27 protein-coding genes are annotated in these 25,831 nt (G+C 41.7%); 7 read left to right on the plus strand and 20 right to left on the minus strand.

Going from position 1 to position 25,831, the window contains the following annotated elements; all coding sequences use genetic code 11:
- Positions 1-20 precede the first annotated feature (20 nt).
- The 8 genes from ACWIB3_RS15030 to ACWIB3_RS15065 form a co-directional block, all read right to left on the minus strand.
- Positions 21-947, minus strand: a complete 927-nt coding sequence (locus ACWIB3_RS15030) for an N-acetylmuramoyl-L-alanine amidase (RefSeq protein WP_454292006.1) — start codon at positions 945-947, stop codon at positions 21-23.
- 5 nt (positions 948-952) lie between these two features.
- Positions 953-1,996 (minus strand): DUF3078 domain-containing protein, encoded by a 1,044-nt coding sequence (locus ACWIB3_RS15035; protein WP_185218614.1) that lies wholly within the window; start codon positions 1,994-1,996, stop codon positions 953-955.
- Between the two features lies 1 nt (position 1,997).
- Positions 1,998-2,759 (minus strand): hypothetical protein, encoded by a 762-nt coding sequence (locus ACWIB3_RS15040; protein WP_454292007.1) that lies wholly within the window; start codon positions 2,757-2,759, stop codon positions 1,998-2,000.
- Positions 2,760-2,825: 66 nt separating this feature from the next.
- A complete protein-coding gene (locus ACWIB3_RS15045) occupies positions 2,826-3,665 on the minus strand; it encodes a glucosaminidase domain-containing protein (RefSeq protein WP_185212727.1) in 840 nt (279 codons plus the stop codon).
- A gap of 18 nt (positions 3,666-3,683) precedes the next feature.
- The gene (locus tag ACWIB3_RS15050) at positions 3,684-4,190 is read right to left on the minus strand and encodes a glycoside hydrolase family 73 protein (protein WP_185218612.1); all 507 of its coding nucleotides are present in this window, start codon (positions 4,188-4,190) and stop codon (positions 3,684-3,686) included.
- Positions 4,191-4,211: 21 nt separating this feature from the next.
- On the minus strand, positions 4,212-4,847 hold the full coding sequence (locus ACWIB3_RS15055) for an O-methyltransferase (RefSeq protein WP_185212729.1): 636 nt from the start codon (positions 4,845-4,847) through the stop codon (positions 4,212-4,214).
- A gap of 449 nt (positions 4,848-5,296) precedes the next feature.
- Positions 5,297-5,929 (minus strand): GTP cyclohydrolase I FolE, encoded by a 633-nt coding sequence (gene folE, locus ACWIB3_RS15060; protein ID WP_185212730.1) that lies wholly within the window; start codon positions 5,927-5,929, stop codon positions 5,297-5,299.
- A 23-nt stretch (positions 5,930-5,952) separates the two neighbouring features.
- Positions 5,953-6,366, minus strand: coding sequence for a 6-pyruvoyl trahydropterin synthase family protein (locus ACWIB3_RS15065; protein WP_185212731.1), 414 nt, complete (start codon positions 6,364-6,366; stop codon positions 5,953-5,955).
- A gap of 51 nt (positions 6,367-6,417) precedes the next feature.
- On the opposite strand from ACWIB3_RS15065, the gene mqnB reads away from it, so the two are divergent.
- The 3 genes from mqnB to ACWIB3_RS15080 all read left to right on the plus strand — a co-directional run bounded on the left by mqnB (position 6,418) and on the right by ACWIB3_RS15080 (position 9,013).
- Positions 6,418-7,059, plus strand: coding sequence for a futalosine hydrolase (mqnB, locus tag ACWIB3_RS15070; RefSeq protein WP_254526769.1), 642 nt, complete (start codon positions 6,418-6,420; stop codon positions 7,057-7,059).
- Positions 7,060-7,169: 110 nt separating this feature from the next.
- Positions 7,170-8,156 carry a pyruvate dehydrogenase complex E1 component subunit beta gene (locus ACWIB3_RS15075; protein WP_093099909.1) on the plus strand — a complete coding sequence of 329 codons (987 nt, stop codon included), beginning with the start codon at positions 7,170-7,172 and terminating at the stop codon, positions 8,154-8,156.
- Positions 8,157-8,278: 122 nt separating this feature from the next.
- Positions 8,279-9,013 carry a DUF6263 family protein gene (locus ACWIB3_RS15080; RefSeq protein ID WP_185218610.1) on the plus strand — a complete coding sequence of 245 codons (735 nt, stop codon included), beginning with the start codon at positions 8,279-8,281 and terminating at the stop codon, positions 9,011-9,013.
- A 68-nt stretch (positions 9,014-9,081) separates the two neighbouring features.
- On the opposite strand, the gene gcvH is transcribed toward ACWIB3_RS15080, so the two are convergent.
- Positions 9,082-9,462: a glycine cleavage system protein GcvH gene (gene gcvH, locus ACWIB3_RS15085; protein WP_093099913.1), complete on the minus strand. Its 381-nt coding sequence runs from the start codon at positions 9,460-9,462 to the stop codon at positions 9,082-9,084.
- A 73-nt stretch (positions 9,463-9,535) separates the two neighbouring features.
- Between gcvH and ACWIB3_RS15090 the strand changes: the two genes are divergently transcribed.
- Positions 9,536-10,729, plus strand: a complete 1,194-nt coding sequence (locus ACWIB3_RS15090; protein ID WP_454292008.1) for an anhydro-N-acetylmuramic acid kinase — start codon at positions 9,536-9,538, stop codon at positions 10,727-10,729.
- On the opposite strand, the gene ACWIB3_RS15095 is transcribed toward ACWIB3_RS15090, so the two are convergent.
- From ACWIB3_RS15095 to ACWIB3_RS15145, 11 genes are all read right to left on the minus strand, one after another.
- The gene (locus ACWIB3_RS15095) at positions 10,723-11,385 is read right to left on the minus strand and encodes a DUF2461 domain-containing protein (protein WP_454292009.1); all 663 of its coding nucleotides are present in this window, start codon (positions 11,383-11,385) and stop codon (positions 10,723-10,725) included. The two genes, ACWIB3_RS15090 and ACWIB3_RS15095, sit on opposite strands and share 7 nt — an antisense overlap.
- Before the next feature lie 6 nt (positions 11,386-11,391).
- Positions 11,392-12,189, minus strand: coding sequence for a phosphatidate cytidylyltransferase (locus ACWIB3_RS15100; RefSeq protein ID WP_454292010.1), 798 nt, complete (start codon positions 12,187-12,189; stop codon positions 11,392-11,394).
- Positions 12,190-12,402: a putative signal transducing protein gene (locus ACWIB3_RS15105; RefSeq protein WP_185212737.1), complete on the minus strand. Its 213-nt coding sequence runs from the start codon at positions 12,400-12,402 to the stop codon at positions 12,190-12,192.
- Complete coding sequence (locus tag ACWIB3_RS15110) at positions 12,383-13,324, minus strand: CPBP family intramembrane glutamic endopeptidase (RefSeq protein WP_454292011.1); 942 nt, start codon at positions 13,322-13,324, stop codon at positions 12,383-12,385. The genes ACWIB3_RS15105 and ACWIB3_RS15110 overlap by 20 nt, the downstream gene beginning before the upstream one ends.
- A gap of 6 nt (positions 13,325-13,330) precedes the next feature.
- Complete coding sequence (locus ACWIB3_RS15115) at positions 13,331-14,044, minus strand: DsbA family oxidoreductase (protein ID WP_185218620.1); 714 nt, start codon at positions 14,042-14,044, stop codon at positions 13,331-13,333.
- Between the two features lie 72 nt (positions 14,045-14,116).
- Positions 14,117-17,392 carry a S41 family peptidase gene (locus tag ACWIB3_RS15120; RefSeq protein ID WP_454292012.1) on the minus strand — a complete coding sequence of 1,092 codons (3,276 nt, stop codon included), beginning with the start codon at positions 17,390-17,392 and terminating at the stop codon, positions 14,117-14,119.
- Between the two features lie 162 nt (positions 17,393-17,554).
- Complete coding sequence (locus tag ACWIB3_RS15125) at positions 17,555-18,292, minus strand: zinc ribbon domain-containing protein (protein ID WP_454292013.1); 738 nt, start codon at positions 18,290-18,292, stop codon at positions 17,555-17,557.
- Positions 18,292-19,389 carry a Nif3-like dinuclear metal center hexameric protein gene (locus tag ACWIB3_RS15130; protein ID WP_454292014.1) on the minus strand — a complete coding sequence of 366 codons (1,098 nt, stop codon included), beginning with the start codon at positions 19,387-19,389 and terminating at the stop codon, positions 18,292-18,294. Before ACWIB3_RS15130 ends, ACWIB3_RS15125 begins: the two co-directional genes overlap by 1 nt.
- On the minus strand, positions 19,379-19,864 hold the full coding sequence (locus tag ACWIB3_RS15135) for a hypothetical protein (RefSeq protein ID WP_454292015.1): 486 nt from the start codon (positions 19,862-19,864) through the stop codon (positions 19,379-19,381). The genes ACWIB3_RS15130 and ACWIB3_RS15135 overlap by 11 nt, the downstream gene beginning before the upstream one ends.
- Positions 19,865-20,614 carry an alpha/beta fold hydrolase gene (locus tag ACWIB3_RS15140; protein ID WP_454292016.1) on the minus strand — a complete coding sequence of 250 codons (750 nt, stop codon included), beginning with the start codon at positions 20,612-20,614 and terminating at the stop codon, positions 19,865-19,867.
- Between the two features lie 19 nt (positions 20,615-20,633).
- Complete coding sequence (locus ACWIB3_RS15145) at positions 20,634-21,347, minus strand: SAM-dependent methyltransferase (RefSeq protein WP_454292017.1); 714 nt, start codon at positions 21,345-21,347, stop codon at positions 20,634-20,636.
- A gap of 229 nt (positions 21,348-21,576) precedes the next feature.
- Between ACWIB3_RS15145 and apaG the strand changes: the two genes are divergently transcribed.
- From apaG to mnmG, 3 genes are all read left to right on the plus strand, one after another.
- On the plus strand, positions 21,577-21,963 hold the full coding sequence (gene apaG / locus ACWIB3_RS15150) for a Co2+/Mg2+ efflux protein ApaG (RefSeq protein ID WP_454292018.1): 387 nt from the start codon (positions 21,577-21,579) through the stop codon (positions 21,961-21,963).
- A 102-nt stretch (positions 21,964-22,065) separates the two neighbouring features.
- Positions 22,066-23,910, plus strand: a complete 1,845-nt coding sequence (locus ACWIB3_RS15155; protein ID WP_454292019.1) for an ABC-F family ATP-binding cassette domain-containing protein — start codon at positions 22,066-22,068, stop codon at positions 23,908-23,910.
- 61 nt (positions 23,911-23,971) lie between these two features.
- The gene (gene mnmG, locus ACWIB3_RS15160) at positions 23,972-25,831 is read left to right on the plus strand and encodes a tRNA uridine-5-carboxymethylaminomethyl(34) synthesis enzyme MnmG (protein WP_454292020.1); all 1,860 of its coding nucleotides are present in this window, start codon (positions 23,972-23,974) and stop codon (positions 25,829-25,831) included.

A 25,831-nucleotide genomic window follows, 5' to 3' on the forward strand; every position in this document is an offset into this window, starting at 1 on the left:
ATTATCATTTTTTAAATATTCTAATAATACTTTCGGTAGAGATCATATAAGATCGCTCGGTCCCGATCATTCAAGATAGGTGAAAGATCAGATTTCACGAACTTTCGTTTGAAGGACTTAATGGCGGCATCTTGGTTGGTCAGGTCATAACCTATGAGCTTAAGGGCATCGATGGGATTAAAGTTTGACGGAGGAGCCATTAAATAATTAGGATTGTACCAAATTCCAAAACCTCGTTCGGCCAAAAGCTGCCATGGGAAGAATACATTGGGGTCATCTTTTCTTCCAGGCGCGAAATCAGCGTGTCCTATGAAGTTTTTTTGAGGAATACTGTACTTGGTCTTCAGGGTATCCAATAAGACCAGCAGGGAGTTTATTTGGGCGTCTGGAAAAGGTTCAGAGCCATTGTTGTCAAGTTCAATCCCAATGGACACCGAATTCATGTCCGTAATGCTTCCCCACTTGCCTCTTCCGGCATGCCAACCCCGCAAATAATCATTCAACATCTGCACCACGCGACCATCACGACCGATCACATAATGGCTGCTGACCTTGGTATGTGCCAACTGAAAGGTACGGATCGTTTGGGCCAGATTGGCTTGGGAGGTATGGTGGATCATCACAAAGGATGGTTTCCGGACATCAAAATGGATGGCGTTTGCAAAGTCATACTGTTTGCTGGTCCCTTGCAAAAACATGTTCCAAGCTTGCTGTTCCGGTGTCAATTCCGAATTAACCGAAAGCGTAGGCGCTACTTTTGCCTGTTCAATGACCTCTGCAGGCTTGTTCAGGGTATCCAGCTTCGGCGCAGAATTCTCAACGATTACAGAAGGAGTAATTACAGCTGTATTTGATTGCAAAACCTTCGACTTCTTGGCCGTCGAACAACCAACCAAGAACATTACCCCACACAACGCAGCAATCAGTCTCACTGAAATTTTAATCATCTATCTTATTTTGGTAAATTAAGCATTACCCCCATGGAAAGCATCTGGTTCCACTGAACCTTGCTGTCCAATGCAGAATCATACAAAATAACACCACCCAATGCCACATTGATCAATGAGGTCACTTTAGCCGTTAAGGTTGCGTCCAAACGATGGGTTGGATCGGTAATGTCTTCGTAGTCTGCAAATAGGTTGTAACGCGATTTTAAATGCAAGTTTTTTGTCAGGTTCCTATCTAGGTTTGCGGTTAACTGGAAAGCCAGTTCATTGTTAAAGTTCTTTCCTTCGGCAACCCCAAACATTGGTCCGGTTCCTTTGGTCACGTCGTTAGGGTCGAAGTATCTCCCATGTTTCTGATAATAATCATAGGCATTATAAGGCTTCAAACGGTTATCCAAGATTAAGGTCTGTCTAGCCGTACCTGTACCGAAACGCAATGAGAATGTATCATCTGGCTTATACTCCAAACCGAATGATTCCGTAAAATATCCAGGTGCCATAAATGATGATTTCAAACCGGTAATGACCTCTTCACCATCCTGCATCGCATAATGGAAGGCATTATCAAATTGGGTTTCATAGGTTAGGGATAAATAGACCGCCCATGATTTGGTCAACTTATACGCCAACTTATTATCCCAGAAAATACGGTCATTGTTTGGCTTGGCCAACTGTCCCTCATTCTTTACCTTACCATACTTCAGGTCCACCTCGGAAACAAAGTTGAAATTGTTCCTGTTGAACTCCGATTTATGCCAAAGGATACCACCGATGGCAAATGAATTTAAACCACCCAGTTTCCAGTTTTCAGAAAAGGCCGCTTGGTTAAAGTTAACCCCTAGCCTTGTCCAATGTTTCCAGTAATTGACCTGTAGGTCCAACTTAGGGATCGGCACATTGATATTTTTGATACCTAGCGCTTTCCCATCCGTTTCTGGCGAAATGCTGCTGTCCGGTTTTACACGCAGATCGCGCAAATCCTGTGCTTGAATCATACTGATTCCGAAAATAAAAATGAAAACAGGTAATAGGTAAAGTTTTATATTCATGTTAATTTTCTTTTTTTACGTCTAATTGAATATCTGGCAATTCTCGCAAAGGTCGTAAATTTGGGTGTAGTTTGAACACTTCATATTTACTTTTTATATATTTTACCATCTGATAATAGTTGGCGGTGGACACAAACTCGTATGTAGGCCTAAATAACTGCATAAATGCCTTCAGGTCATCACCTTCCAACCCCACCAGACTATGTACTAATTCCGGTGTAAAATTAAAGTCTATAATGTTTTCTTCATGGAGCTTCCCAATAAACTGGGTAAATCTCCTCGCGTCCTTCCCCTCCTTGCTGATCATGCCATAGAGCGAATTAATATTCAATCCTGCTCCTGTCATTCCCACCGAAAACAAATCGCCAGGCTTAGCTAACTCAAAAGCCTTGCCATAATCTCTTTTTATCTCATTTAAAACATCATCCGGGTTCTTGCGACCAATGACCGTAACGGTTTCAATATTGGCTACATTCTCCTTCAAATTGATGATCAGCGCACTCTGGTTATTGACAACCACCGTATCGCTAAAGTAACCCATCTTCTTAAAGACCAAGACATCCCCAGCATGTACAGGCGTCTTAAACTCGCCTCTTGCATCATTATAAATGTATTTCTGTGTGTTTAGGTTTCTAATTTGCACTTCCCCGAGCCTTCGCTTGCTATCCTTGTCATATACGATTCCCTCCAGACTTTGTTGTGCATAGAGCAAAGCCGGAGAAAGCATAAAGCATAAAATAAAGATACGGACAAGAATTTTCACTCCTATAAAACTACGTCTTAGAAGAATAGCTTGCTAATATTTAACATCTTTTAATGGGACTTGTAACTATTTTGATACGACCAATAACTGTCCAACCGTTACAGCATCGCTGCTCAGGCCATTCAATTGTTTGATAGTTTCCACGGTTACATTATATTTTCGGGCAATGGAATACATGGTATCGGTCGCCTTAACCTCATAGATCAGCATGGCTACCGGTTTCTTGATTTCCTCAACAGGAACTTGAGGCTCTTCCACTTCTTTTTCTTCGATCACTTCTTCGACTTTCTCCACGCGGGCAATGACCTCCACCGGAGCTTCGGCACGATCATATTGCTGCAGGTTATATCGCTCGATCAGGTCGATCAATAGTTCTGGGTACCTAGGGTTGGTCGCATATCCTGCTGCCTTTAATCCCTTTGCCCAGCCTTTGTAATCATCCTTTTTTAAGGTGAAAAGGTTCTCATAGCGTTTTCGGAGAAGAAATTGGGAGTGATCACGGAAAGATTGCTCCGGATCATTGTAAACCCTGAAACAGTCATTGTTGCTGTCATCAGGACGGTTTACCGACTTGCCGTTCCAGGTACCGCCACATTTGATTCCAAAGTGGTTGTTGGCACGGGTCGCCAGATAGCTATTGCCATTTCCAGACTCCAACAGGGCTTGGGCCAATTTGATGCTGGCAGGAATACCATATTTGTTCATTTCCTCAATGGCGATCCCTTTGTAGCGATCGATATAGTCCAGACCACTTGTTGAGGTTCCTTTGTTGCTAGATGATGAAGAGCTGGAACTGGCGGAGCTGTTCGGTCTGCCGTTTGGGTTCTTCAGTGTAGTGTTTCTTTTAGTTCCACAGGAAACAAAAAATAAGGCCAATATTAAACTGGCCAATAAAAACTTCTTCATCTTATCTGACAAATTCGCTTAATTAAGATTTATTTTTTCGTCGTACTTCTCAAGGTCATAAGTGTCGATCGTAGAGATTACTTTTCTCGACCAATCACCGGTCTCTGAATATCCAGATCTAGCGATTCCCTTTATCCATCCCTTATAGTCTTCTGAATTGTGTTTGTCGAACAAGGGCTGCGTAGCCTTTCTTCTTTGGAGAAGCCCCACAAAATCACGGTAAGAATCCAACACCGAACCATATCCTTTATAAGCAGAACGGATCTTTTTACTGTTGTTCTTCCCTTTGATACCAAAGTGGTTGTTCAGATAGCGTGCAATTCTACTGTTGCCATAGGCACTTTCGTGAATTGCTACTGCTAAGATGACAGAGGCCGGAACCCCTGTTTCACGCATTAGCGTTTGAGCTGCCGGACTATGTTTCTCAATGTACGACTTCGTCGTATAATCTTGAGCATAAAGCCCTAAAGTTGAAAGAGTGATAAGTATACATATCACAAAAATCTTTCTACAATATTCTAGCATAAAACTTGTTTTAGTTTAACACTACTTTTTGCGTAGCACAAAAAGCCCATCTCTAATCGGCAGAATAAGTTTTTCAACCCGTTTATCCTCTGCCAAGGTTTGATTTAATTCGATTACTTGCTGTGTTTGCTTGTCGGGGTTCTCATCAAAAACCTTGCCTTTCCATAACACATTGTCAACTAAGATCACCCCTCCAGGCCTCACTCGGTCGATCAATGTATTGAAGTAGTACAGGTTCCTTTTTTTATCGGCATCAATGAACACCAGATCAAAAGTCCCTTCAATACTTGGGATCACCTCCGCTGCATCGCCAATATGATACTTGATCTGACTTGCATAGGGCGATTCATCAAAATAAGACTGAACCCGCTCTTGTTGCTCCTCATTGATATCAATGCTATGCAAAACACCCTCATCTTCCAATCCCTCTGCTAAACACAGGGTAGCATATCCTGTAAAAGTTCCAATTTCCAAAGCTAACCTCGGATGTACCATCTTGCTGATCATCGACAGCACTCTTCCTTGGTAATGCCCCGATAACATGTGGGGCATGGTCTCCTTCAGATAGGTCTCTCTATTGACCTTTTTTAACAACGAATTTTCCTCGTCCGTAGTATCTTCCAGATAGCTGTTTAATGGATTAGACTCTTCAAACATACTGCGCAAAGATAAATATTAGCCCCGCATCCAAACAAGAGATATTTTACAAATAAGTGATTATCAGCTTGTTAGTTCGTAACAGTAAGTGTATCAAACAGCATTTAAAGGCTTTAAACGCAAGTCACAAAAAGTGAAATTTTTAAACTTTTATTTAAATTACGTCATTATTTTGACCATTTTGTATTTTGGGTTTCAACCCTTCCTCAACAACATTCGATAATTTTTTTTGGATGAAGGATATGCTCTAGGTATGGACTTGGTCTCATTCGAGACACAATCGGAAAATTCGGAATGTGTCTCGAATGAGACCAAGGTAAAGTCAAGCTGTAATCGTGAAAAAATCTCCTATCCTAAATGGAAATTATTGGAAATAGGATGCCTTTTTTGTTCATATAAAAGGCCTGAATTCCGTAAATCCAGGCCTTAATTTTATCTTTTTTATTCTTTTATCCTAAAGAAGCGGTAATTAACCTCAGGAATTCAGATCGGGTAACATCGTTTTGGAAGGCACCGGTAAATGCTGAAGTGGTGGTTACAGAGTTCTGTTTCTGCACGCCGCGCATCGCCATGCACATATGTTTGCACTCAATCACAACAGCAACACCCGCAGGTTTTAGGGTCTCTTGGATACAGTCACGGATTTCATTGGTCAATCTTTCCTGTACCTGTAATCTCCTAGCGAATACATCCACAACACGTGGGATCTTGCTCAAGCCTACGATATGGCCGTTAGGAATATAGGCAATATGGGCTTTTCCAAAGAATGGAAGCATATGGTGCTCACACATGGAATAGACCTCTATATCTTTTACAACCACCATTTGGCTGTACTCTTCTTCGAACATTGCACTGCGCAATAGCTCAGCAGCATCCACATCATATCCATGAGTTAAAAACTGAAGGGCTTTTGCTACACGTTCAGGTGTTTTGATCAATCCATCACGCTTAGGGTCTTCACCCAGGGCTTGAAGAATATCTGTATAATGTTCTGCAATTCGTTCAACATTCTTTTCGTTGTATTGGTCGATCTTTAAATAACCGTCCTGCTCTTCTTCTTCAAATTGTTGAAATTTGCTCATTCTAAGATTGGTTTTTAGGTGAATTATTCGCCGAAGTACTCGACATAATTATTTTCGGTTTCATGGAGTCTGACTGCATGCAAAAACACTTTCTCTTTTTCGAAGAAAGGCTTTAGGATATTGAATATTTCAATGGCAATCACTTCGGTAGATGCCATTTTTCCTTGCATGAAATCTACATCCAGATTGACGTTCTTATGGTCCAATTTGTCAATAACCTCTCTGATAATAATATCCTTCATCAACTTCAGGTCGATCAAAAACCCTGTTTCAGGATTGACCAGGCCTTTAACAGTCACAAATAAGTCATAGTTATGACCGTGCCAGTTTGGGTTTGAGCAATTACCGAAAACACGCTCATTCTCCTCCAGTGACCAGTCTTCACGATAGAGCTTGTGGGCAGCATTAAAGCGTTCGCGTCGTGTTATATAAATCATAATGACAAAGATAAAGTAAATTACCGTAAATTAGTACTTTGAGCCACATATATGAAAACTCTCGTAGTAGCAGCAACGGAACTAGAAATAGCCGCATCCATTCCCACATTTATAGAAACGAAGACAGATTATTTGGTAACTGGCGTTGGTATGGTCGCCACGGCCTTTTCCTTAGGGCAATACCTTCAGGGTAAATCCTATGACCTGCTGATCAACGTGGGTATTGCCGGAACATTTAACCCTTATCATAAACTAGGGGCAATGCTGAAGATCAAGACCGACCAGGTTTTTGAGTTTGGAGCTGAGAATGATCAGGATTTTATCCCGATCGATAGCCTTGGCTTTGGCCAATCTATCTTTGTAGAAAGCTTACCCGAGCAAGCCTTGCCTGCCGAGTTTTATGAAATCCCTTATGTGGATGCCATTACGGTCAATAAGTCCCACGGATCTGAAAACAGCATTGACAGGATCAAAAAGGAGCATGGCTTGAACATATTGGAAAGCATGGAAGGTGCTGCTTTTTTCTATGCAGCGAATAAATTAAGGATTCCTTGTGTCCAAGTACGGTCAATTTCCAACCTAGTGGAAAAGAGAAATGTAGAAAATTGGAACATCCCTTTGGCGCTAAATGAGCTGAATTCTTGGCTACAGCGGTTCCTAATTGCTCTACAAGATCAAAAACCCCTTTTGTAAATCGATTGTGTAGACCCATTTACATCGAAAATAGTACAATGCCACTACGAAAATTCGAGAAATAATAGTATTTTTGCGTATCTAAACAAAATTCACTATCTGTAATACTGATGAGAGAAATACAATTCAGAGAAGCGCTTCGTGAAGCGATGAACGAAGAAATGCGTAAAGACGAAACAATCTTTTTAATGGGCGAGGAAGTCGCTGAATATAATGGTGCATATAAAGTAAGTCAAGGTATGCTTGATGAGTTTGGTGCAAAACGTGTTATTGACACTCCAATTGCTGAGCTTGGTTTTGCAGGTATCGGCGTGGGTGCGGCGATGAACGGTTTAAAGCCGATCATTGAATTCATGACTTTCAACTTCTCACTGGTTGCTATTGACCAAGTTATCAACGCTGCGGCAAAGATCCACCAAATGAGTGGTGGTCAGTTCTCTTGTCCGATCGTATTCAGAGGTCCTACCGGTAATGCTGGTCAATTAGGTGCGCAGCACTCACAAAACTTTGAAAACTGGTATGCGAATACACCAGGATTGAAAGTGGTTGTTCCTTCAAACCCTTACGACGCAAAAGGATTGTTGAAATCAGCGATCATCGATCCAGATCCAGTTATTTTCATGGAATCTGAGCAGATGTACGGTGATAAAGGCGAGGTTCCTGAAGAGGAATACTACTTGCCTATCGGTAAAGCAAATGTAGTAAAAGAAGGTACTGCAGTAACTGTAGTTTCATTCGGTAAGATGGTTCCTCGTGTTGTTATTCCAGCAGTTGAGGAATTGGAGAAAGACGGTGTAAGTGTGGAATTGATCGACTTACGTTCGGTACGTCCAATCGACTTCGCTACCATCATCGAATCTGTTAAGAAAACAAATCGTTTAGTAATCGTAGAAGAAGCTTGGCCTTTGGCTTCAATTTCTTCTGAAATTACTTTCCATGTTCAAAAACATGCATTCGATTACCTAGATGCTCCAGTAATTCGTGTTACTTCAGCTGACGTTCCTCTAGGATATGCGCCTACTTTAGTTGAGGCATCATTGCCAAGTATTGCGAAAGTGGTTAAAGCGGTAAAAGAAGTTTCTTATATCAAAAAATAAGAAATACAAGATAATGGAAGCCCTGGTATGAAAATACCGGGGCTTTTTGTTTTAGAGTTTCTGCACTGAAAACTTTGTGTTCTGCAAAAAAATAGTATTTTTAAAGAACTAAATTCAAAAGAATGAAAAAATTACTGATCCTTTTCCTACTTACTTCAGCAGCGTTAGTTACTAAAGCTCAGGAAGTTGATTTTACTATGAAGATGCCTTTGAACAAGCCATTTAAGTCCGTTACCAACATGAAAATGGATATTGAAGGAGAGCAGAGCATGATCATGGATATGGTAATGAAAAGCACCATAAATGTGTCTAAATATGAAAGTCCGAACTATACCATGGAAAACACCACAGACGCCATTAAGGTGGATATGGATGCTGGGATGATGACCATTAGCTATGATTCTGAAAAACCTTCGGATGATCCTACGGCCGCAATCATGGCCGCTCAGTTTGAAAAGTTGCTAGGCAAAAAAATGACCATTATTACGTCAGACAAAGGAAAAATGATCAGTATGGAAGGGGTTGAAGGAACGGATAGCAGTTTTGAAAACTTTGCCATGACCACCACCTACCCTGATAAACCGGTAAAACCGGGTGATACCTGGACCTCGGAGTCGACAAACAAAGGAATCAAGACCAAAGCGATCAATAAATATGTTGGGAAAACTGCAGAAGGATACCAAGTGGAGACAACCGGTGAAATGTTCAATGATTCAGATACTAAAATCGGAACCATGAGCAGTACCTATATTGCAGACACGGAAACTTTGTTTACCAAGTCGGCTACCATCAAAATGCAAATGGACGTAGAAGGACAAAAAGTAACTTCGGATATTACGATGACCGTCCTTAAATAAGATATTAATATCATTAAAAAAGGCCATTTAGCATTGCTAAATGGCCTTTTTTATGTTTTATCGCTAGATTAAGCGTTAACTTCAGCTTTGTAGTCATCTGCAGACATCAATCCGTCTACATCAGCAGCATTGTTCAATTTAACACGGATGATCCAACCTTCACCGTAAGGATCAGAGTTAACCAATTCTGGGTTTGCATCAATTGCATCGTTTACTGATAATACAGTAGAAGTAACTGGCATAAATAGATCAGAAACAGTTTTAACCGCCTCTACTGAACCAAACACTTCATTTGCTGCGACCTCATCACCCACTGTGTTGATGTCAACAAATACGATATCACCAAGCTCTCTTTGAGCAAAGTCCGTAATACCAATTACTGCTTCATCACCTTCTACACGAACCCATTCGTGATCTTTGGTGTACTTTAATTCTGAAGGAAAATTCATGTCTTTTCTATTTGTATTTCTCCAAAAATAGGATTAAGAAAGGAGAATACAAAAGTTATTGTATTTTTATCCTATGAACCCTAGCATTGCCAAATTAGCTGAAATAGCGCAGAAAGACCATCGTCTGATCATCGGTTTGATGTCCGGAACATCCTTGGATGGGCTGGATATTGCCCTATGCAAAATTCAAGGAAATGGAAACCATAGTAAAATTGAACTTCTGGCCTTTGAAACGATGGATTATAAGCCTGAATTCAGGACTTGGGTCCGTAAGATATTTGCTCAACGAAACATTGACCAACAGGTCCTTTGTGGGCTTAATCCCTATATCGCCGAGGTACACGCCGCATTGATTTTAGAAGCGCTCCAGAAATGGAATGTACAAGCCACCGAAATCGATGCCATCGCTAGCCATGGGCAGACGGTATTTCATGCTCCGCAGTCTTTGACCCATGATCGTTCTTTGCCAAACAGTACACTGCAATTGGGCGATGGGGACCACATGGCGATAAGGACTGGGATCATCTGCTTGTCCGATTTTCGGCAAAAACACCTTGCTGCTGGCGGCGAAGGAGCCCCTTTAGCGGCTTATGGTGATTACCTATTGTTCTCTTCGGAAACTGAAAACCGCATCCTATTAAATATCGGTGGCATTTCCAATTTCACTTTTCTTCCGGCTTTAGGTTCCGAACAAAAGGCCTATGCGACAGATCTGGGTCCAGGAAACACGATGATGAACCAATATATGGAGAAGCATTTGGGGGTTGAGATGGATAAAGATGCTGAAGCGGCCAAAAAGGGTCAGACCAATTTGGATTTACTACATGAGCTGGAAAGCGAACCCTTCTTGAACCTTGACTTCCCCAAAACAACAGGTCCCGAATTGTTTAACCTGGCTTACCTGGATAATGCCCTGGAAAAGATCGGTTCTCCTCAACTAAGTCATGAGGATATTATGGCCAGCCTTAACAGTTTCTCGGCAAAAACAATGGTAAAAGGCATACAAAAAGCCACAACAGGCCTGGAGAACTTGAAGATATATGTCAGTGGTGGTGGATTGCACAATCCCTTGCTGATGGAGCAGTTAAAGGAGGAATTCCCTGAGAGTGTTGAATCTTTTGAGGCCCTTGGTTTAGATCCGGACGCAAAGGAAGCTTGTTTGTTTGCCGTTTTGGCGAATGAAACCTTGGTGGGAGATCCAAAATCTGTTTCCAATATCAAGGATTCCCCTGCAGTTTGCATGGGTAAGATCAGTCTACCCTATTGATCGATTGCCTGATGGATGAATTCCTTGAAAGGAATCATACTGGCATAATGCTCAATTACCGTTTCTAAGGCCTTAGGCGCTTCCATTTGTTTTCGGCTCAGGTTGGTTGACAAAATGAAGCTTCGGTGCTTCAGGAGCTCTATATGCTCGTTGTCGGCGGCATATCCTGCTGGAGGTCTCTGCAACCTATCCTCAGCAGACATATCCTCGGCTTTCCAACCCCCTTTTTCCAAAGCTTTGAATAGTTCTTCGGCATTATAGTCAATTTCTTGCCTAACAGCATCCAAATGGTGCTTTTCGGGGCGCCAGTAGCCTACGGCAATGAAAGTGCCGTTTGGCTCGATATGTATATAATATTCTGGTCCTGCTAATTTTCTGCCATCAACAGATATCCCAGCGGCAAACCATGATTTGTAAGGATCTTTATTCTTCGAAAACCTGACATCCCTGTAGATTCGGAACAGGCACTTCTTTGCAGATATCTCCTGGTTGATATGTGGATCAAGCTCAGAAAGTTTCATGATTATACCCTCAATAAACTCAGTGACATTTTTCAATGCTTCCTCATATTCAGGCTTGTGCTCTTGAAACCATTCCCTGTTGTTGTTGTCTTTCAGGTCGTTTAGAAAATCGAAGGTAGACTTTTCTATTTTCATGTTTTTCTATAATAAAGTAAGCAGTACGTAGACTAAAGGCGCGGCAATCAACAGCCCATCAAAACGGTCTAAAAAGCCGCCGTGACCGGGTAATATCTGTCCAGAATCCTTGATTCCAAGACTTCTTTTCAGCATGGATTCGACCAAGTCGCCCAATGTTCCAAAGATTCCGATGATGGCTGCAATGGCAATCCATTCTATTTTGGACAAGCTTCCAAAGAAGTGCTCCAAACTGTAGGCCACCCCCATGGCCAGGATAACCCCACCGATGAACCCTTCCCAGGTTTTATTCGGGGAAATCCGTTCAAACAGTTTTGTTCTTCCTAATGCCCTTCCAGAAAGATAAGCGCCGGTATCATTAGACCATAGTATGATCAGGAATCCCATAGGGATATAGGGATTGAAATCTCCCTTTAAGAAGCCCAGTCCTATGAAAAACAGAAATGGAACTGTGCCATACCAAATTCCCAATACGGTATAGGCTATATCATGAAAGGGTTTTTCTCTTTTTAGGTATAAAGATGAAATAAACAACAGGGAGAAGAGTGGCAAAGCCAACATCAGGTATTTCAGCTCCAACACGCCCAAGAAATAGGCAGAAGACAGCGCAGCAAGCACTGTTGCCGTCAATATCCCTAAGCCCATTAAGGGTTTTGTTTCTTCTGTTTTACAGATGGTGAAAAACTCCCTTGCTGAAAGGACACCCACAATGCTGAAGAATGTGGCAAAAACATATTGGTTAAAAATCGTGGCGCACACCAATGCAACCACAAAGAAAAATCCTGTAATAGCTCTTGTTTTCATTTATTCCTCTTCGTCTCCAAATGAACCCATCAATTCCATTGCTTTGTCTGCATTTTCATGCTCCACATACAGTTCCACCACACCAAATAGATAGGATGAGTCCTTTTTGTTTAATACCACAGCAGGAATATTGTTTTCAAGAAGCATATTTTTTACAATTTCAGCCTCAAAGGCTTGGTTGTAAACTTTTATTTTAGTCCAGTTTGAGTTCATTTGATTTAGTTTTTTGGTTCGAAATCTTATAAAAGTAGAAAGCGATGGCAACACTTATAATGATGCTGCTGATATAAAAAGGGATGGTATACGGATCTGCATTTTGCAGGTCTTCATAGGTCTTTCCATTTCTCGTATATACAAATGCGATGATGGTCACCGAGGCATTGTTCAGGAAGTGGGCAAATATCGGTACCCAAATATTCCTGGACCACACAAAGGCATAGCCAAAGATCAAGCCCAATAACATTCTTGGGAAAAAACCATAGAACTGCACGTGAATGGCTGAAAAGATGATCGCAGTAACCCAGATAGCCACATGTACGTTCTTAAAGAGCCTACCTAAGATGTTCTGCAAAGCGCCCCTAAAATAATATTCTTCCACAATGGCCGGAATGACCGCCATGACCAGCAAGTTCATCATCAACATGCCGATGCCGTCCACCATGACCAATCGCTCGGTCAACTCCTTCATTTGATCCTCTTGCGAACGCATCCAAGTTTCCGTTTTCTCTAAGAAATCCGGCAATTTCATATCCATGTTCCAACGGCTCACCAGCTCCATGGCAGGGTTGCAGACCAACAGAAACAAGAAGATAAGGACTAGATAGTTCTTAAGCTGGAAAGGTTCAGATGGGAAATAACGGTATTGGTTTTTCTCGCTAATCTGTAGGAATACGGAGGGCAATAAAAAGGTAGAAATGCTACTTGCCGCCAATATCGTGTAGAGAACATAAGTGTTTTCTGAAAAGATAGAGTTACCTCCTCCTTCCAGCATGCTTTTAATATCTCCTGTACTGATTAATATGCCAACAATGACTATGACCTGAACGACAAAGGCACAAGCAAATGTTAATCCCAAAAGGATCATCATTGACATCCAAGCTGAATTCTTTTTGGGTTCAAACATTTGGCTGTTCATATCAGATTAAATATCGCATTTATCATCCGTACAGCTCGGTGCGGAATCATCACTTTTAAAGAAAATAATGGGTGGATTTTTTTCTTTCCATTCTGAAAAGCTTTTTTCTAGAACTTCAGCGAAAACATCTACCGGTTGAGCGCCAGATACCGCATATTTACGGTCAATAAGAAAAAATGGAACGCCACGAATACCGATCTGTTGTGCCTCTGCAAGGTCTTGTTTGACTTCATAAGCATATTGATCGCTCTTCAGCGACTCTTTGGCTTGTTCCTTATCCAATCCGATTTCTTCTGCCAAGGATACTAATACCTCATCCTTTTCGATATTCAGCCCGCCGGAGAAATGTGCCTGGAATAGGCGTTCTTTCATTTCGGCACCTTTACCTTGGGTAGCCGCAAAATGAATCAGTTCATGTGCTTTGAAAGTATTGGCAGGAATATTTGTTGCAAAATCAATGTTGATTCCTGCGTTTTTTGCCATCTGTTCCACATTCCCGGTCATCTCTTTGACCTGCTCCATTGGCATGCCTTTAGAGCGGCTCAGATAGGAATATGTGCTATCGCCATCTTGATAATGATAGTTAGGATCTAATTGATAACTCTTATATTCTACCTTAATCTCATTTTTAAAAATAAATGAATCAAGCGCTTTTTCGAAGTGATGCTTTCCGATATAACAGAAAGGACACATAATGTCGGACCAGATTTCTATTAACATGTTCAAAAATACTCTTTTAAATCAGTAAAAAGAACGAAAGCCACGAGTTACCCCCTGGCTTTCCTTTATTTTTTAATTTACCCGGATTGGATCCGCAGGCTTTTTAAGCTCTTTATACGGATAGGTTTTCATCTCCTCCAAAAGGATCTGAACAGTTCTTTCCAATTGCGGGTCTTTACCCTGTAAAAGTTCTTTCGGCATCTGCTCTACGAAAACATCAGGAGCAACACCTTCGTTTTCAATGATATAATTACCGTTAAGATCGAAGATTCCGAAGTTTGGCGAAGTAACCATTCCGCCGTCCAACAGCTGCGGATAGCCAGAAATACCGACCAAAATACCCATGGTGGTCCTGCCTACAAGCTTACCTAGCCCTTTGAACCTGAACATATATGGCATCATATCACCACCTGAACCGGCAAATTCGTTGATGATCATAGCTTTTGGACCAAAGATTCCGTTTCCAGGTGTAGTGAAGCTCTTACCATCGCGGATTCCCCAGCCTGAAATCAATTCTCTCGACAATAGATCGATGACATAATCGGCCACTGATCCTCCGCCGTTATTTCTTTCGTCCAGCAACAGGGCTTTTTTGTCCATTTGAGAGAAGTAATAGCGGTTGAAGGACACATAGCCTTCTCTGCCTGTATTTGGCATGTAGACATAGGCAATCTGTCCATTGCTTAATGAATCGACCTTTTTGCGGTTGTTTTCTACCCAGTACTGACGTCTCAGAGCGACCTCGTTTCCAAATGAAATAGGCTTAACGGTAATGTCTTTGGCTCCTGCTAAGCTAGGCTTATCATTTACCTTCAGGCCAATCTGTTTGTCAACGGTGAAGTCAAATAGGCTATAGATATCCATATCTGCAGTCAATTCTTTTCCATTTACGGCCAGAATGTACATACCTTCTTTCACACCCAAACCTGGTTCGGCAAGTGGGGCTTTGAATGATGGGTTCCAATCCATTCTATTGTAGATTTTCTTGATCTTATAACGATTGTTGTCTATTACAAAATCTGCTCCCAATACACCTGAGCTTACAGATGGGGCGCTAGGCTCGTCTCCTGGATAGATATAGCTGTGTCCTACAACCAACTCCCCTAACATCTCGTTCAACAGATAGCTCAGGTCGGAACGGTGATTGACATAAGGAAGGAATTTTTCATACTTCGTCTTCACGGCAGCCCAATCTGCACCATGCATATTCTCTACATAGAAGAAGTCCTTTTGCATCGCCCAAACCTCATTAAAGATCTGGTTCCACTCTTGTGAAGGTTCAACACGTAATTTGATATCATCCAATTTCAGCTTACCTGCATCTCCAGCGGGCTTCTTTCCTGCCTCGACGATGTAATACCCGTCCTTGTTGCTGTAGATCATCTGCTTACCATCACTACTGATCGAATAACCGTTCGCATTTTCTACAATGGTTTTCTCTTCCAGTTTTTTCAGGTCATAAGCATATATGTTGCTTCCGCGTTTATAGATCAACATGTTTTCAACCGATCCATCAAATGCATAAGATCCTTTTGGAATGGAAAGGGCAATGATGCGATTATTGATCTGTTCAAAATCAACCTTGATCGGTTTGATAGTTTCCTTGGATTCTTCTTCTTTGGAATCATCTTTTTTGGAGCTATCCTTTTTATCTTTTTTGTCCTTTTCTTCTTTTGAACCTTCCGATTTCACGGTTTCCTCATCGCTTTCATTCTTGAAGATGGAAGGGGAATCGCTGGATAGGATAAAAGCATAAGGCGAATATTCGGTATCACGGTCATAAGCAGTCATGTGCAGACCTGAATTGGTTAGCCCCACATTGGTGCTCGCCGAGAACACCAGGTATTTACCATCTCTGGTAAAGATTGGCTGGGTAACCTCACTCATTCCGTCGGTAACCTGTTGTGTTTTCTTGGAATCCAGATTGTACATGTAAACCGCATTCTGACCATTGTTAAGGGTCTTGATATAGGCTATCCATTTCGAATCTGGTGACCAGCTGGATTGGAAATAATTATAATTACGTCCGGTATGGGACCCTAGGTAATCATCATCTACTTTGGTGACTTTCTTAGAGTCAATATCCACATAATAGAGATTTAAGTGGGAATCTGTATAGAACAATTTCTTGCTGTCTGGCGACCAGGTCGGTTGGAAATAGAAATTACTGCTTCCTAAACTGATATAATTGGGTTCATCCATGCCCTTTTGATCACGTAGGACCAGTTCGTATTTTCCGTTCTTATCTGAAATATAAGAAACCCATTTCCCGTTTGGCGACCATGCTGGGTACTTCTCATGTGAGCCTGGCGAATTTGAAATATTACGGGCATCACCTTTTTCCTTAGGCACCGAGAAGATCTCTCCTCTTGATTCAAAAAGTGCCCTTTGTCCGGTTGAGGATATTTCAAAGTTTCGGATATCTTTTTTCATATCGACATAATGTCCTCGCTTGGATAAGGCATCGGCATTGATGTTGATGGAAATCGGGTTGCTTGATTTATTGGTAGTATTCAATAAGTGCAGCTTGCCGGCCTGTTCGAAGATCAATTCATTGCCCCTTCCCTGCAATGTGCGAACATCGTAATCAGTAAAATTGGTTAATTTTTCTACCTGTTTTGATTTGACATCATAACTGAAAACATTGACAATCTTATCTCGGTCCGACAGGAAGAAAACCTTGTCGCCCAGCCAGATTGGCTTAACGTCATTGCATTTCTCGCCCGGTACGACCTGTACATCATGGCTCTGGGTATCGAAGATCCAAATCGACGGCATGCCCCCACCACGATAACGCTTAAATGCCACGCGATCCCTCTCGGTAGGATCCCCGTTCTTGATATAGGCCCAATACCTACCATCAGCAGATGGAGATCCCTGATTTGCCTCTGGCATCAGCAAGGGATAATCTACAGAACCATTGATTTTACTGCGGTATAATCTTGCTCCAAGTGAATAATTCAGTTCGCGTTGCGTCGTGAAGTAAACCTCATCGTTGGATAACCAACCCCTTAGGACGTCTGCAGAAGGATGGCTCGTGACGCGCTGTGGGTCACCGCCCTGTATCGAAATTACATATACGTCGGTGTTTCCATCATAGTTTCCCGTAAAAGCTATTTTGGAGCCGTCTGGAGAAAAAACTGGGTTCTGTTCTACAGCAGGGTTGACGGTAAGTCTGCGTGCATTCTGACCGCTCTTATCGGCAATCCAGATGTCGCCCCCATAAACAAAACTGATATGGTTCTGGCTAATGCTTGGATTTCTCAACAATAAGGTCTCATTGCTATTTTGAGCAAAGCTGATTTGACTGACAGCTAATGCAAGAATGGAAAAAACATTTTTCAGCATAGTGATAAATTGGTGTGTTGGATAAAAATAGGAATTAATAGGGATAATTTGGAGCCCATGGTCTCTGGCCAATAAAATATTTCGAAGAACGTGGGATAAATTGTTTGACAATAAAAAACGCCAGCACAATGTGCTGGCGTTCGCTATATAGTTTTTTAAGGACTATGCTTCTTCAGACGCAATTTCTTCGTCAACTAAAATCCTACCGCAGTGTTCACAGATAATGATTTTCTTTCTTTGGCGAATTTCCGATTGCAATTGAGGTGGAATCTTGTTATGACAACCTGAACAGCTATCACGCTCGATAGATACCACTGCCAACCCGTTACGGAAGGACTTACGTAATTTCTTGATCACTTTAAGAAGACGATCGTCGATGTTTTTCTCTGATTTCTCTACTTCTGTAACCAATTTGTCTTCGTCTTTTTGAGTCTCCGACGTAATTGTTTCCAATTCTTGTTTTTTAGCATCCAATTCACTTTTGCTGAAATCTACATTCTTCGCTGTTGCTTCATAAGCCTCAGTTTTGTTTTTGATTTCGAACTCAGCTTCACGAATACGTTTCTCACAAACTTGAATCTCTAACCCTTGGATTTCAATCTCTTTAGAAATTGCATCGTATTCACGGTTATTTTTTACTTCGTTTAGTTGTGTCTCGTATTTTTTGATTGCTGTCTGCGCATCTTTGATCATGTTTTTGCGCTTCACAATAGAATCTTCTAATTCGTCTAGCTCATTACGAATTTTTTCGATACGTGTATCTAGACCTGCGATTTCATCTTCAAGGTCAGCTACCTCGATAGGTAGTTCTCCACGTACTTGGCGAATTTTGTCAATCTGTGTTTCGATTGATTGCCACGCCCATAAAGCTTTTAGTTTTTGTTCTACGGTTTGTTCCATTAACTGTAGTATTTTATTGGATTTGTGTCTATTTCCGTCAATAGGACAGCAAAGTTAGCAAATTTTTTCTGAATTATATCTAACAATAATTCTTGGGTAAATTGCTCACTCTCAAAATGTCCGATATCTGCAATGATTATTTCGCCTTCTGCATCAAAAAACTCATGGTATTTATAATCAGCAGTGATGAAGATATCTGCCCCCGAGCGCTTGGCATCTCCTAACAAAAAGCCCCCAGCACCGCCACAAACCGCTACTCGGCTTATTTTCTTGCCCAAGGTCTTCGTGTGCCTGATGACGTTCAGCTTCATTCGGTCCTTTAGGAAAGCCAAGAATTCTGACTCCTCCATGGGCTCCTCTAAATTTCCAATTACTCCTGATCCTACATAGGAAAAAGAGTTCTCAATGTTAAAGATTTGATGGGCAACCTCCTCATAGGGATGTGCGGCAAGCATGGAAACCAAGATCTTCCGCTCCGCTTGAGCCGGATAGATGACCTCAATCTTTGTTTCTTCGACACGCTCCTGGTCACCTACCTTACCAATAGCAGGATTTGCTCCATCTAATGGACGAAAAGTACCATAACCTGCTGTATTATAACTACATTGATCATAATCACCGATTGCTCCAGCGCCAGCATCAAACAATGCCTGTCTCACTTCTTCAACATTTGCCCTCGGTACATATACGACCAGTTTCTTTAACAGCCCTCCCTTTGGACGAAGGACAGCCTGGTTTTCTAAACCAAGTTTATCGGCCATCTTGCTGCTCACACCCCCAACGACATTGTCTAGGTTGGTGTGGATCGCATATAGAGCAATATTGTTCTTGATCGCTTTGATTACCACTCTTTCCACGTAATTCCTTCCGGTGAACTTCTTCAGTCCGGAAAACACGATTGGATGATGAGAAATAATCAGGTTGCAGCCTTTGGCAATTGCATCATCAACGACCTCTTCCGTGCAATCCAATGATATCAGGGCTTTGCTGACCTCCTGATTGGGGTCTCCGACGATCAGTCCCGAGTTATCGTAGCTTTCTTGATAATTTAATGGAGCTAATTCCTCCAGATGTTCTATTACCTCTTTAATTCTCATTTCTGTTGTTTTTCTCTGCTTCCGCTTCCAACCACTTGTTGTGCTCCATCAACAATACACGGTATTGATTGATCTTAAACCAATAGGTGATGAAATAAACGAAACTAACGATCATCCCCAGTATCCTCCAAAAAAGAGGGAAAGGGAAATTATATATCAAAAATGACCAAGCATAAGTCATACCAGCCCCTAAGGAAGGGTTGTGCTCTACGGCTATCTTGCGGTCAAAAAATTCATTGTTTAGGGAATAGGAAAGCCTTCTGGCTACTTCAAAGTTCCAATAGATATTAAAAAACGGAACGACCAAAAACCAGGCTTGGTTTGGCAGGATACATTGGTTTTCTTTGGAAATCAATTTCAAGGTATTCCTCACCGTATTGGCAAAAAGTGCCCAAATAATAAGGATAACGACTACAAAAAAGATACTGATTCTTTCGATTTCGGCTGTCAATTCGGGAGAAAGTACGTCGTTCATCTATTTTTCATTATTTAATATCGTGACCAAATCTTCTAACTTGTGTATTTGCGGGTTATGGTCCGCTTCCATTTCTATCACCTTCCAATTGTATTTTCTTGCCCTCGTAGAAAAGAAGTAGAAAGAATCCTTTTCTGCCCCTCCTTGCGACGATTCGAAGGTCAGGATATAGGTTGATGGAATCTGCAGTCTCTTGGGGTTCTTGAGCTGGATGATCTCCTTTAAAGAAGCCAAAGGATGCGGAACATCCCTAGGGAATTCGGTCGTGTCCTTCACCCAAGATGGATATACATAGGTACCATCCTTACTGTTCAACAATGAACCCGACGGATTATCCTTGAAATATGCAGCCACACTTTCGCCGTCCTCAGGAACAAAAGCATCCAGATATACCACTTTCTTGATCTTTTCAGGAATGCTGTCTGCCACCCCAGTTACCACCATTCCTCCATAACTATGGCCCATCAAAATCACCGAATCCAATCTTTCAAATAAAATAGTATTGATTACATCTTTGATGTGTGTGCTCAGATCCACTTCTGGGTTTGCAAGATGGTATCTTTCCCCTAATCCAGTCAGGTTCACCCGATAGACATTAGCTCCTAATCTTTCCAACCTCTCAGCCGTATTCTTGAATTGCCAGGATCCACCCCAGGCCCCATGCACCAAGACATAGGTCGCCTCTTGAGCCCTCAAATGGATAAAAGGGAAGCATAGGAATAGAAAGGAAATTAGGATAAGTTTTTTCATGAACTATAAAAATACAATTTTATGGAGCAAATAATAAAAATATACAAGGCTTCTTGTGTAAATCTACTGTCGTATTTTTCCAATCGGCAATACTTTGTGTGCGGATGTATTCATCCTTGCCCGTTACGTTGCAGGCTACACAGAGAAGGGTTTGTGGTTTAAGTGATTTCAGTAATTCCGAAAGCATCTGATTGTTTCTGAATGGAGTTTCGATAAAGATCTGGGTACTCCTTTCCTTATGGCTCACAAACTCCAGATCCTTGATTGCCTTTGATCTATCCCCTTTATCAATGGGGAGATAGCCTTTAAAGCTAAAATTCTGTCCATTAAATCCCGACGCCATCAAACCCAAAAGGATCGAGCTCGGTCCTACCAAAGGAATGACCTTAATCCCTCTTTTATGGGCTTCAAAAACAACATCTGCCCCTGGATCGGCAACCCCCGGACAGCCCGCCTCTGACATAAGACCGATATCAGCTCCTTGTTCCACCGCCTTGAAAACAAGATAATAGTTAATCTTCTCTCGGCTATGTTTTCCATAATCATGGATGATCAATTCACTCTGAGGGATTTTCAAACCCGCTTCCTTTAAGAACTTTCTTGCCGTTTTTTCGTTCTCCACCACATATTCTTTGATATGATTGATGATGTCCAGATGCAACAGCGTATAGGATGCGCGGTCGGCGTGTTCAGCTAAGGGAACAGGTAGAAGATATAAATTGCCTTTTGCCATGCTACAAACCTAATCATTTGCTGATTAATTTATACAGATTTACAGACTCCATCGTTATTTATGTAATTACAATGGTGAAATTTTTTCTTACATTTTTTCAAAAAGCTATTTTGTTTGTTACTTTAATTCAAACACTTATGATTATTTTTTGTCTATTAATTGTAATTTAGGTAATGCATAATTAGGTTATTTTTGTGTAAATGATCAGAATATATATATTTGGTTGACTATGACAACACAAACAACTTCAGGAGTTAAGATTTCGGTTGAGTCGACGTATCAATCAGAATACTCAAATCCAGAAAACGAGCACTTCATGTTCGCCTACCGGATTACCATTGAGAATCTGAGTGAATACACCGTTCAATTGGTGCGTCGTCATTGGAATATTTATGATTCTATTGGCCTGAACAAGCAGGTTGATGGTGATGGAGTCGTTGGGGAACAGCCCATACTCGCACCGGGGCAAATGCACCAATATGTTTCAGGATGTAATTTAAAAAGTGACATGGGCTTTATGGAAGGATATTATGAGATGATCCGTGAAATGGACAATTCCATCTTCCATGTACATATCCCAAGATTCAATCTAATCGCTAACTACCGTCTCAACTAGACCGATATCTAGGTCAACTAACTGTATACTTTTCATATTAAAAGTTAAGTAGTAACAAATATTTAATAATTTTGTGCTTGGATAATTACGTCAAGATATCAGGTGAGTATTTTAAGCACAGAACAAGTTAGCCATTCTTATAATGATAAATGGCTTTTTACCGATCTTCATTTTGCCTTACAGAAGGGAGATCGATTAGCATTGGTGGGAATCAACGGAACAGGAAAATCAACCTTATTGAAAATATTGGCAGAGCTTGTCATTCCTAATAAAGGTAAGGTTGTGAAAGAAAAGGGTTTGAGGGTAGGCTATCTCCCCCAAGATCCTGATTTCTCTGACCTCAAGACCATCAATGACTTTATATTCAGCGCCGACAACGAACAACAACAGTTAATCAAGGAATATGAGGAATTAATTGATAATGAGGATGTTACCTCTAAAAAATTCCTTGATGTCACTGAAAAACTGACTGCGCTCAATGCTTGGGAATATGAAAACAACATCAAGACCATCCTGAGCAGATTCCAGATAACAAATTTCGAACAACGAATAGACTCCTTGAGCGGTGGTCAGAAGAAACGTTTGGCCCTTGCCAAACTCCTGATCGATGAACCCGATATCTATATTCTGGATGAGCCGACCAACCACTTGGATATTGAAACCATTGAGTGGTTAGAAAAGTTGTTGACCACCGGTAGCAAGACCGTCCTCCTTGTTTCCCACGACCGTTACTTTTTAGATAATATCTGTACCGAGATCCGTGAGCTTGACAAAGGACAGGTCTATATCTATAAAGGAAACTATGCATACTTCTTAGAGAAGAAAGCCGAGCGGGAATCGAATGAGATCCTAGCAGCTGACAAGGCCCGAAACCTATGGCGAAAGGAATTGGACTGGATGCGAAGACAGCCCCAAGCCCGCGGTACAAAAGCAAAGGCCAGGATAGAATCTTTCTACGATCTTGAGGAAAAATCCAAGGGTCCTCGCAAGAAAGACCAGGTAGAACTGAGCATGCAGATTTCAAGACAGGGAAACAAGATCCTGGAAATTGAAGGTGCCGGTTTCTCCGTTCCGAACAAGAAGATCCTCTCCCCTTTCTCCTATACTTTCAAGAAGGCAGACCGAATTGGTTTGGCCGGAAAGAACGGAAGCGGCAAGACCACTTTCCTCAATTTGATTACCGGCAGTATCCAACCGACCGAAGGAAAACTTTCTGTCGGGGAGACAACTAAATATGGATATTACAAACAGGAAGGTCTATCCTTTAAATCGGACGAAAGAGTCCTGGACATTGTAAAGAATGTTGCGGACTATATAGAAATGAAAAACGGAGAAGTCATTACGGCTTCCCAACTATTGACAAAATTTCTCTTCCCTCCCGAGAAGCAATTTGGATTTGTCAGCAAATTGAGTGGTGGTGAAAAGAAGAGATTGCAGTTGATGCGTGTCCTGATGGCGAACCCAAACTTCTTGATTCTGGATGAGCCTTCCAATGACCTGGACATCGACACCCTGAATGTCCTGGAGGAATTCCTGGAAAATTACCCGGGTGTTTTGGTGTTGGTTTCACACGACCGTTACTTGATCGACAAGTTGACCGAACAGCTCTTCATCTTTCCTGGCAATGGCGACATCGTAATCTATAATGGTAACTATGCCGACTTCAAATTGGAACAGGAAGAGCTGAACAAGAAACCGGAAAAGAAAATTGAAAAGCCAAAGGCAGAAGAGAAGAAACAGAAGCTGAGCTTCAAGGAGCAAAAAGAATTCGAAGGGCTGGAAACAGAAATCGCCGACCTGGAAAACAAGGTCAACGACCTGACCGAAGACCTGTCGAAAACGACCGACCACGTAGAGCTCCAAAAGATAGCCGAGGAGATCGACCTGACAAAAACCACTCTCGACGAGAAGACCGAGAGATGGATGGAACTAGCAGAGTTTATATAGCGTTCCACGTGAAACTAAAATCAATAGAGGAAGAGTTTCACGTGAAACTAGAGAAAGATATATGTTTAATAAATATAATGTTATTGTAGTTGGAGCCGGCCATGCCGGATGTGAGGCGGCAGCAGCAGCTGCCAATTTAGGTTCATCGGTTTTACTCATCACGATGAACATGGGTGTCATTGCCCAAATGAGCTGTAACCCCGCCATCGGCGGAGTGGCAAAAGGACAGATCGTCCGCGAGATCGATGCCATGGGTGGATACACCGGAATCATCGCCGATAAGTCTACCATCCAATTCCGCATGCTGAACAAATCAAAAGGTCCAGCGATGTGGAGCCCAAGAACCCAAAACGACAGAATGAGATTTGCGGAGGAATGGCGCCTGACACTGGAGTCCATTCCCAATCTGGATATGTGGCAAGATACCGTCAAAGAAGTCATCGTAGAAAACGGAAGAGCAAAAGGTGTAGTAACCTCAATGGGAATCCGCATCGATGCGGATGCAGTCGTCCTAACAAATGGTACCTTTCTAAATGGTGTCATCCATGTGGGCGAGAAGAAATTTGGCGGTGGTCGTACCGGTGAAAAAGCAGCAACGGGACTGACCGAACAATTGGTCTCCCTAGGTTTCGAATCAGGAAGGATGAAAACTGGAACTCCCCCACGTGTGGACGGAAGAAGTTTAAACTACTCCCTGATGGAAGAACAATGGGGAGATGATTCACGTGGAAGATTTTCCTATACCGATGTAGAAATTCCACAGGAACAAAGATGTTGTTGGATCACTTATACCAACTCAGCAGTACATGAAATCTTAAAAACAGGATTCGAAAAATCTCCGATGTTCACCGGAAGGATCAAAGGTCTCGGCCCACGATACTGCCCTTCCATCGAAGATAAAATCAACAGATTTGCAGAACGAGAAAGACACCAGATATTCGTAGAACCTGAAGGATTCAAGACCGTAGAAATCTATGTCAACGGTTTCTCGACCTCCCTACCGGAAGATGTACAATTGAAAGCATTGCAATTGATCCCAGGATTTGAAAATGCAAAAATGTATAGACCGGGATACGCCATCGAGTATGACTACTTCCCTCCTATGCAGTTAGACTTGACCCTAGAAACACTGTCCGTAAAACACCTCTTCTTTGCTGGCCAAATCAATGGAACTACTGGCTACGAAGAAGCAGCTGCACAAGGATTCGTGGCAGGGATCAATGCACACCAAAGAATAAACGATCAGCATGAACTGATCCTAAAAAGATCGGAATCCTATATCGGAGTTTTGATCGATGACTTGGTAACAAAGGGAACTGATGAGCCATATAGAATGTTCACCTCAAGAGCTGAACATAGACTCCTGCTTAGACAAGATAATGCCGATATCCGCTTGACACCAATGGCACATAAATTAGGATTGGTATCGGATGAGAGACTTGAAAAGGTCAATGCTAAAATCAACAATTCCGATGACATTGTAGACTACCTAAAAAATAATTCTATCGGAACTTCAGAGATGAACCCGATCCTAGAAGAAAAAGGTTCAAGTCCGATTGCACAAAAATCTAGACTCTTCGGAATCTTGAGCAGACCACAAGTTGAAATCGAAGACCTCATCAAAGCCGATAAGGACTTTGCAAATTACATTGCAAACTTTGACGCCGACACCATCGAACAGGCGGAGATCAAAGTGAAATACGATAGTTACTTTGAAAAGGAAATGGAGATAGTAAGCAAGATGAAGAAAATGGAAGACAAAGAAATCAATCCTGATTTTGACTATAATTCATTAACTTCACTGTCTATTGAAGCCCGCCAAAAACTCTTGAAAGTAAAACCAAGAACTTTAGGTCAAGCTTCAAGAATTTCAGGTGTATCTCCGGCCGATATCAGCGTTTTAATGGTACATATGAGTTAA

This window comes from Sphingobacterium sp. NPDC055431 (assembly GCF_053644255.1).

Coding starts and splice junctions, on each gene's coding strand:
- ACWIB3_RS15030 (WP_454292006.1), bottom strand. CDS start 947: ATGATTAAAATTTCAGTGAGACTGATTGCTGCGTTGTGTGGGGTAATG.
- ACWIB3_RS15035 (WP_185218614.1), bottom strand. CDS start 1,996: ATGAATATAAAACTTTACCTATTACCTGTTTTCATTTTTATTTTCGGA.
- ACWIB3_RS15045 (WP_185212727.1), bottom strand. CDS start 3,665: ATGAAGAAGTTTTTATTGGCCAGTTTAATATTGGCCTTATTTTTTGTT.
- ACWIB3_RS15050 (WP_185218612.1), bottom strand. CDS start 4,190: ATGCTAGAATATTGTAGAAAGATTTTTGTGATATGTATACTTATCACT.
- ACWIB3_RS15055 (WP_185212729.1), bottom strand. CDS start 4,847: ATGTTTGAAGAGTCTAATCCATTAAACAGCTATCTGGAAGATACTACG.
- folE (WP_185212730.1), bottom strand. CDS start 5,929: ATGAGCAAATTTCAACAATTTGAAGAAGAAGAGCAGGACGGTTATTTA.
- ACWIB3_RS15065 (WP_185212731.1), bottom strand. CDS start 6,366: ATGATTTATATAACACGACGCGAACGCTTTAATGCTGCCCACAAGCTC.
- mqnB (WP_254526769.1), top strand. CDS start 6,418: ATGAAAACTCTCGTAGTAGCAGCAACGGAACTAGAAATAGCCGCATCC.
- ACWIB3_RS15075 (WP_093099909.1), top strand. CDS start 7,170: ATGAGAGAAATACAATTCAGAGAAGCGCTTCGTGAAGCGATGAACGAA.
- ACWIB3_RS15080 (WP_185218610.1), top strand. CDS start 8,279: ATGAAAAAATTACTGATCCTTTTCCTACTTACTTCAGCAGCGTTAGTT.
- gcvH (WP_093099913.1), bottom strand. CDS start 9,462: ATGAATTTTCCTTCAGAATTAAAGTACACCAAAGATCACGAATGGGTT.
- ACWIB3_RS15090 (WP_454292008.1), top strand. CDS start 9,536: ATGAACCCTAGCATTGCCAAATTAGCTGAAATAGCGCAGAAAGACCAT.
- ACWIB3_RS15095 (WP_454292009.1), bottom strand. CDS start 11,385: ATGAAAATAGAAAAGTCTACCTTCGATTTTCTAAACGACCTGAAAGAC.
- ACWIB3_RS15100 (WP_454292010.1), bottom strand. CDS start 12,189: ATGAAAACAAGAGCTATTACAGGATTTTTCTTTGTGGTTGCATTGGTG.
- ACWIB3_RS15105 (WP_185212737.1), bottom strand. CDS start 12,402: ATGAACTCAAACTGGACTAAAATAAAAGTTTACAACCAAGCCTTTGAG.
- ACWIB3_RS15110 (WP_454292011.1), bottom strand. CDS start 13,324: ATGAACAGCCAAATGTTTGAACCCAAAAAGAATTCAGCTTGGATGTCA.
- ACWIB3_RS15115 (WP_185218620.1), bottom strand. CDS start 14,044: ATGTTAATAGAAATCTGGTCCGACATTATGTGTCCTTTCTGTTATATC.
- ACWIB3_RS15120 (WP_454292012.1), bottom strand. CDS start 17,392: ATGCTGAAAAATGTTTTTTCCATTCTTGCATTAGCTGTCAGTCAAATC.
- ACWIB3_RS15125 (WP_454292013.1), bottom strand. CDS start 18,292: ATGGAACAAACCGTAGAACAAAAACTAAAAGCTTTATGGGCGTGGCAA.
- ACWIB3_RS15130 (WP_454292014.1), bottom strand. CDS start 19,389: ATGAGAATTAAAGAGGTAATAGAACATCTGGAGGAATTAGCTCCATTA.
- ACWIB3_RS15135 (WP_454292015.1), bottom strand. CDS start 19,864: ATGAACGACGTACTTTCTCCCGAATTGACAGCCGAAATCGAAAGAATC.
- ACWIB3_RS15140 (WP_454292016.1), bottom strand. CDS start 20,614: ATGAAAAAACTTATCCTAATTTCCTTTCTATTCCTATGCTTCCCTTTT.
- ACWIB3_RS15145 (WP_454292017.1), bottom strand. CDS start 21,347: ATGGCAAAAGGCAATTTATATCTTCTACCTGTTCCCTTAGCTGAACAC.
- apaG (WP_454292018.1), top strand. CDS start 21,577: ATGACAACACAAACAACTTCAGGAGTTAAGATTTCGGTTGAGTCGACG.
- mnmG (WP_454292020.1), top strand. CDS start 23,972: ATGTTTAATAAATATAATGTTATTGTAGTTGGAGCCGGCCATGCCGGA.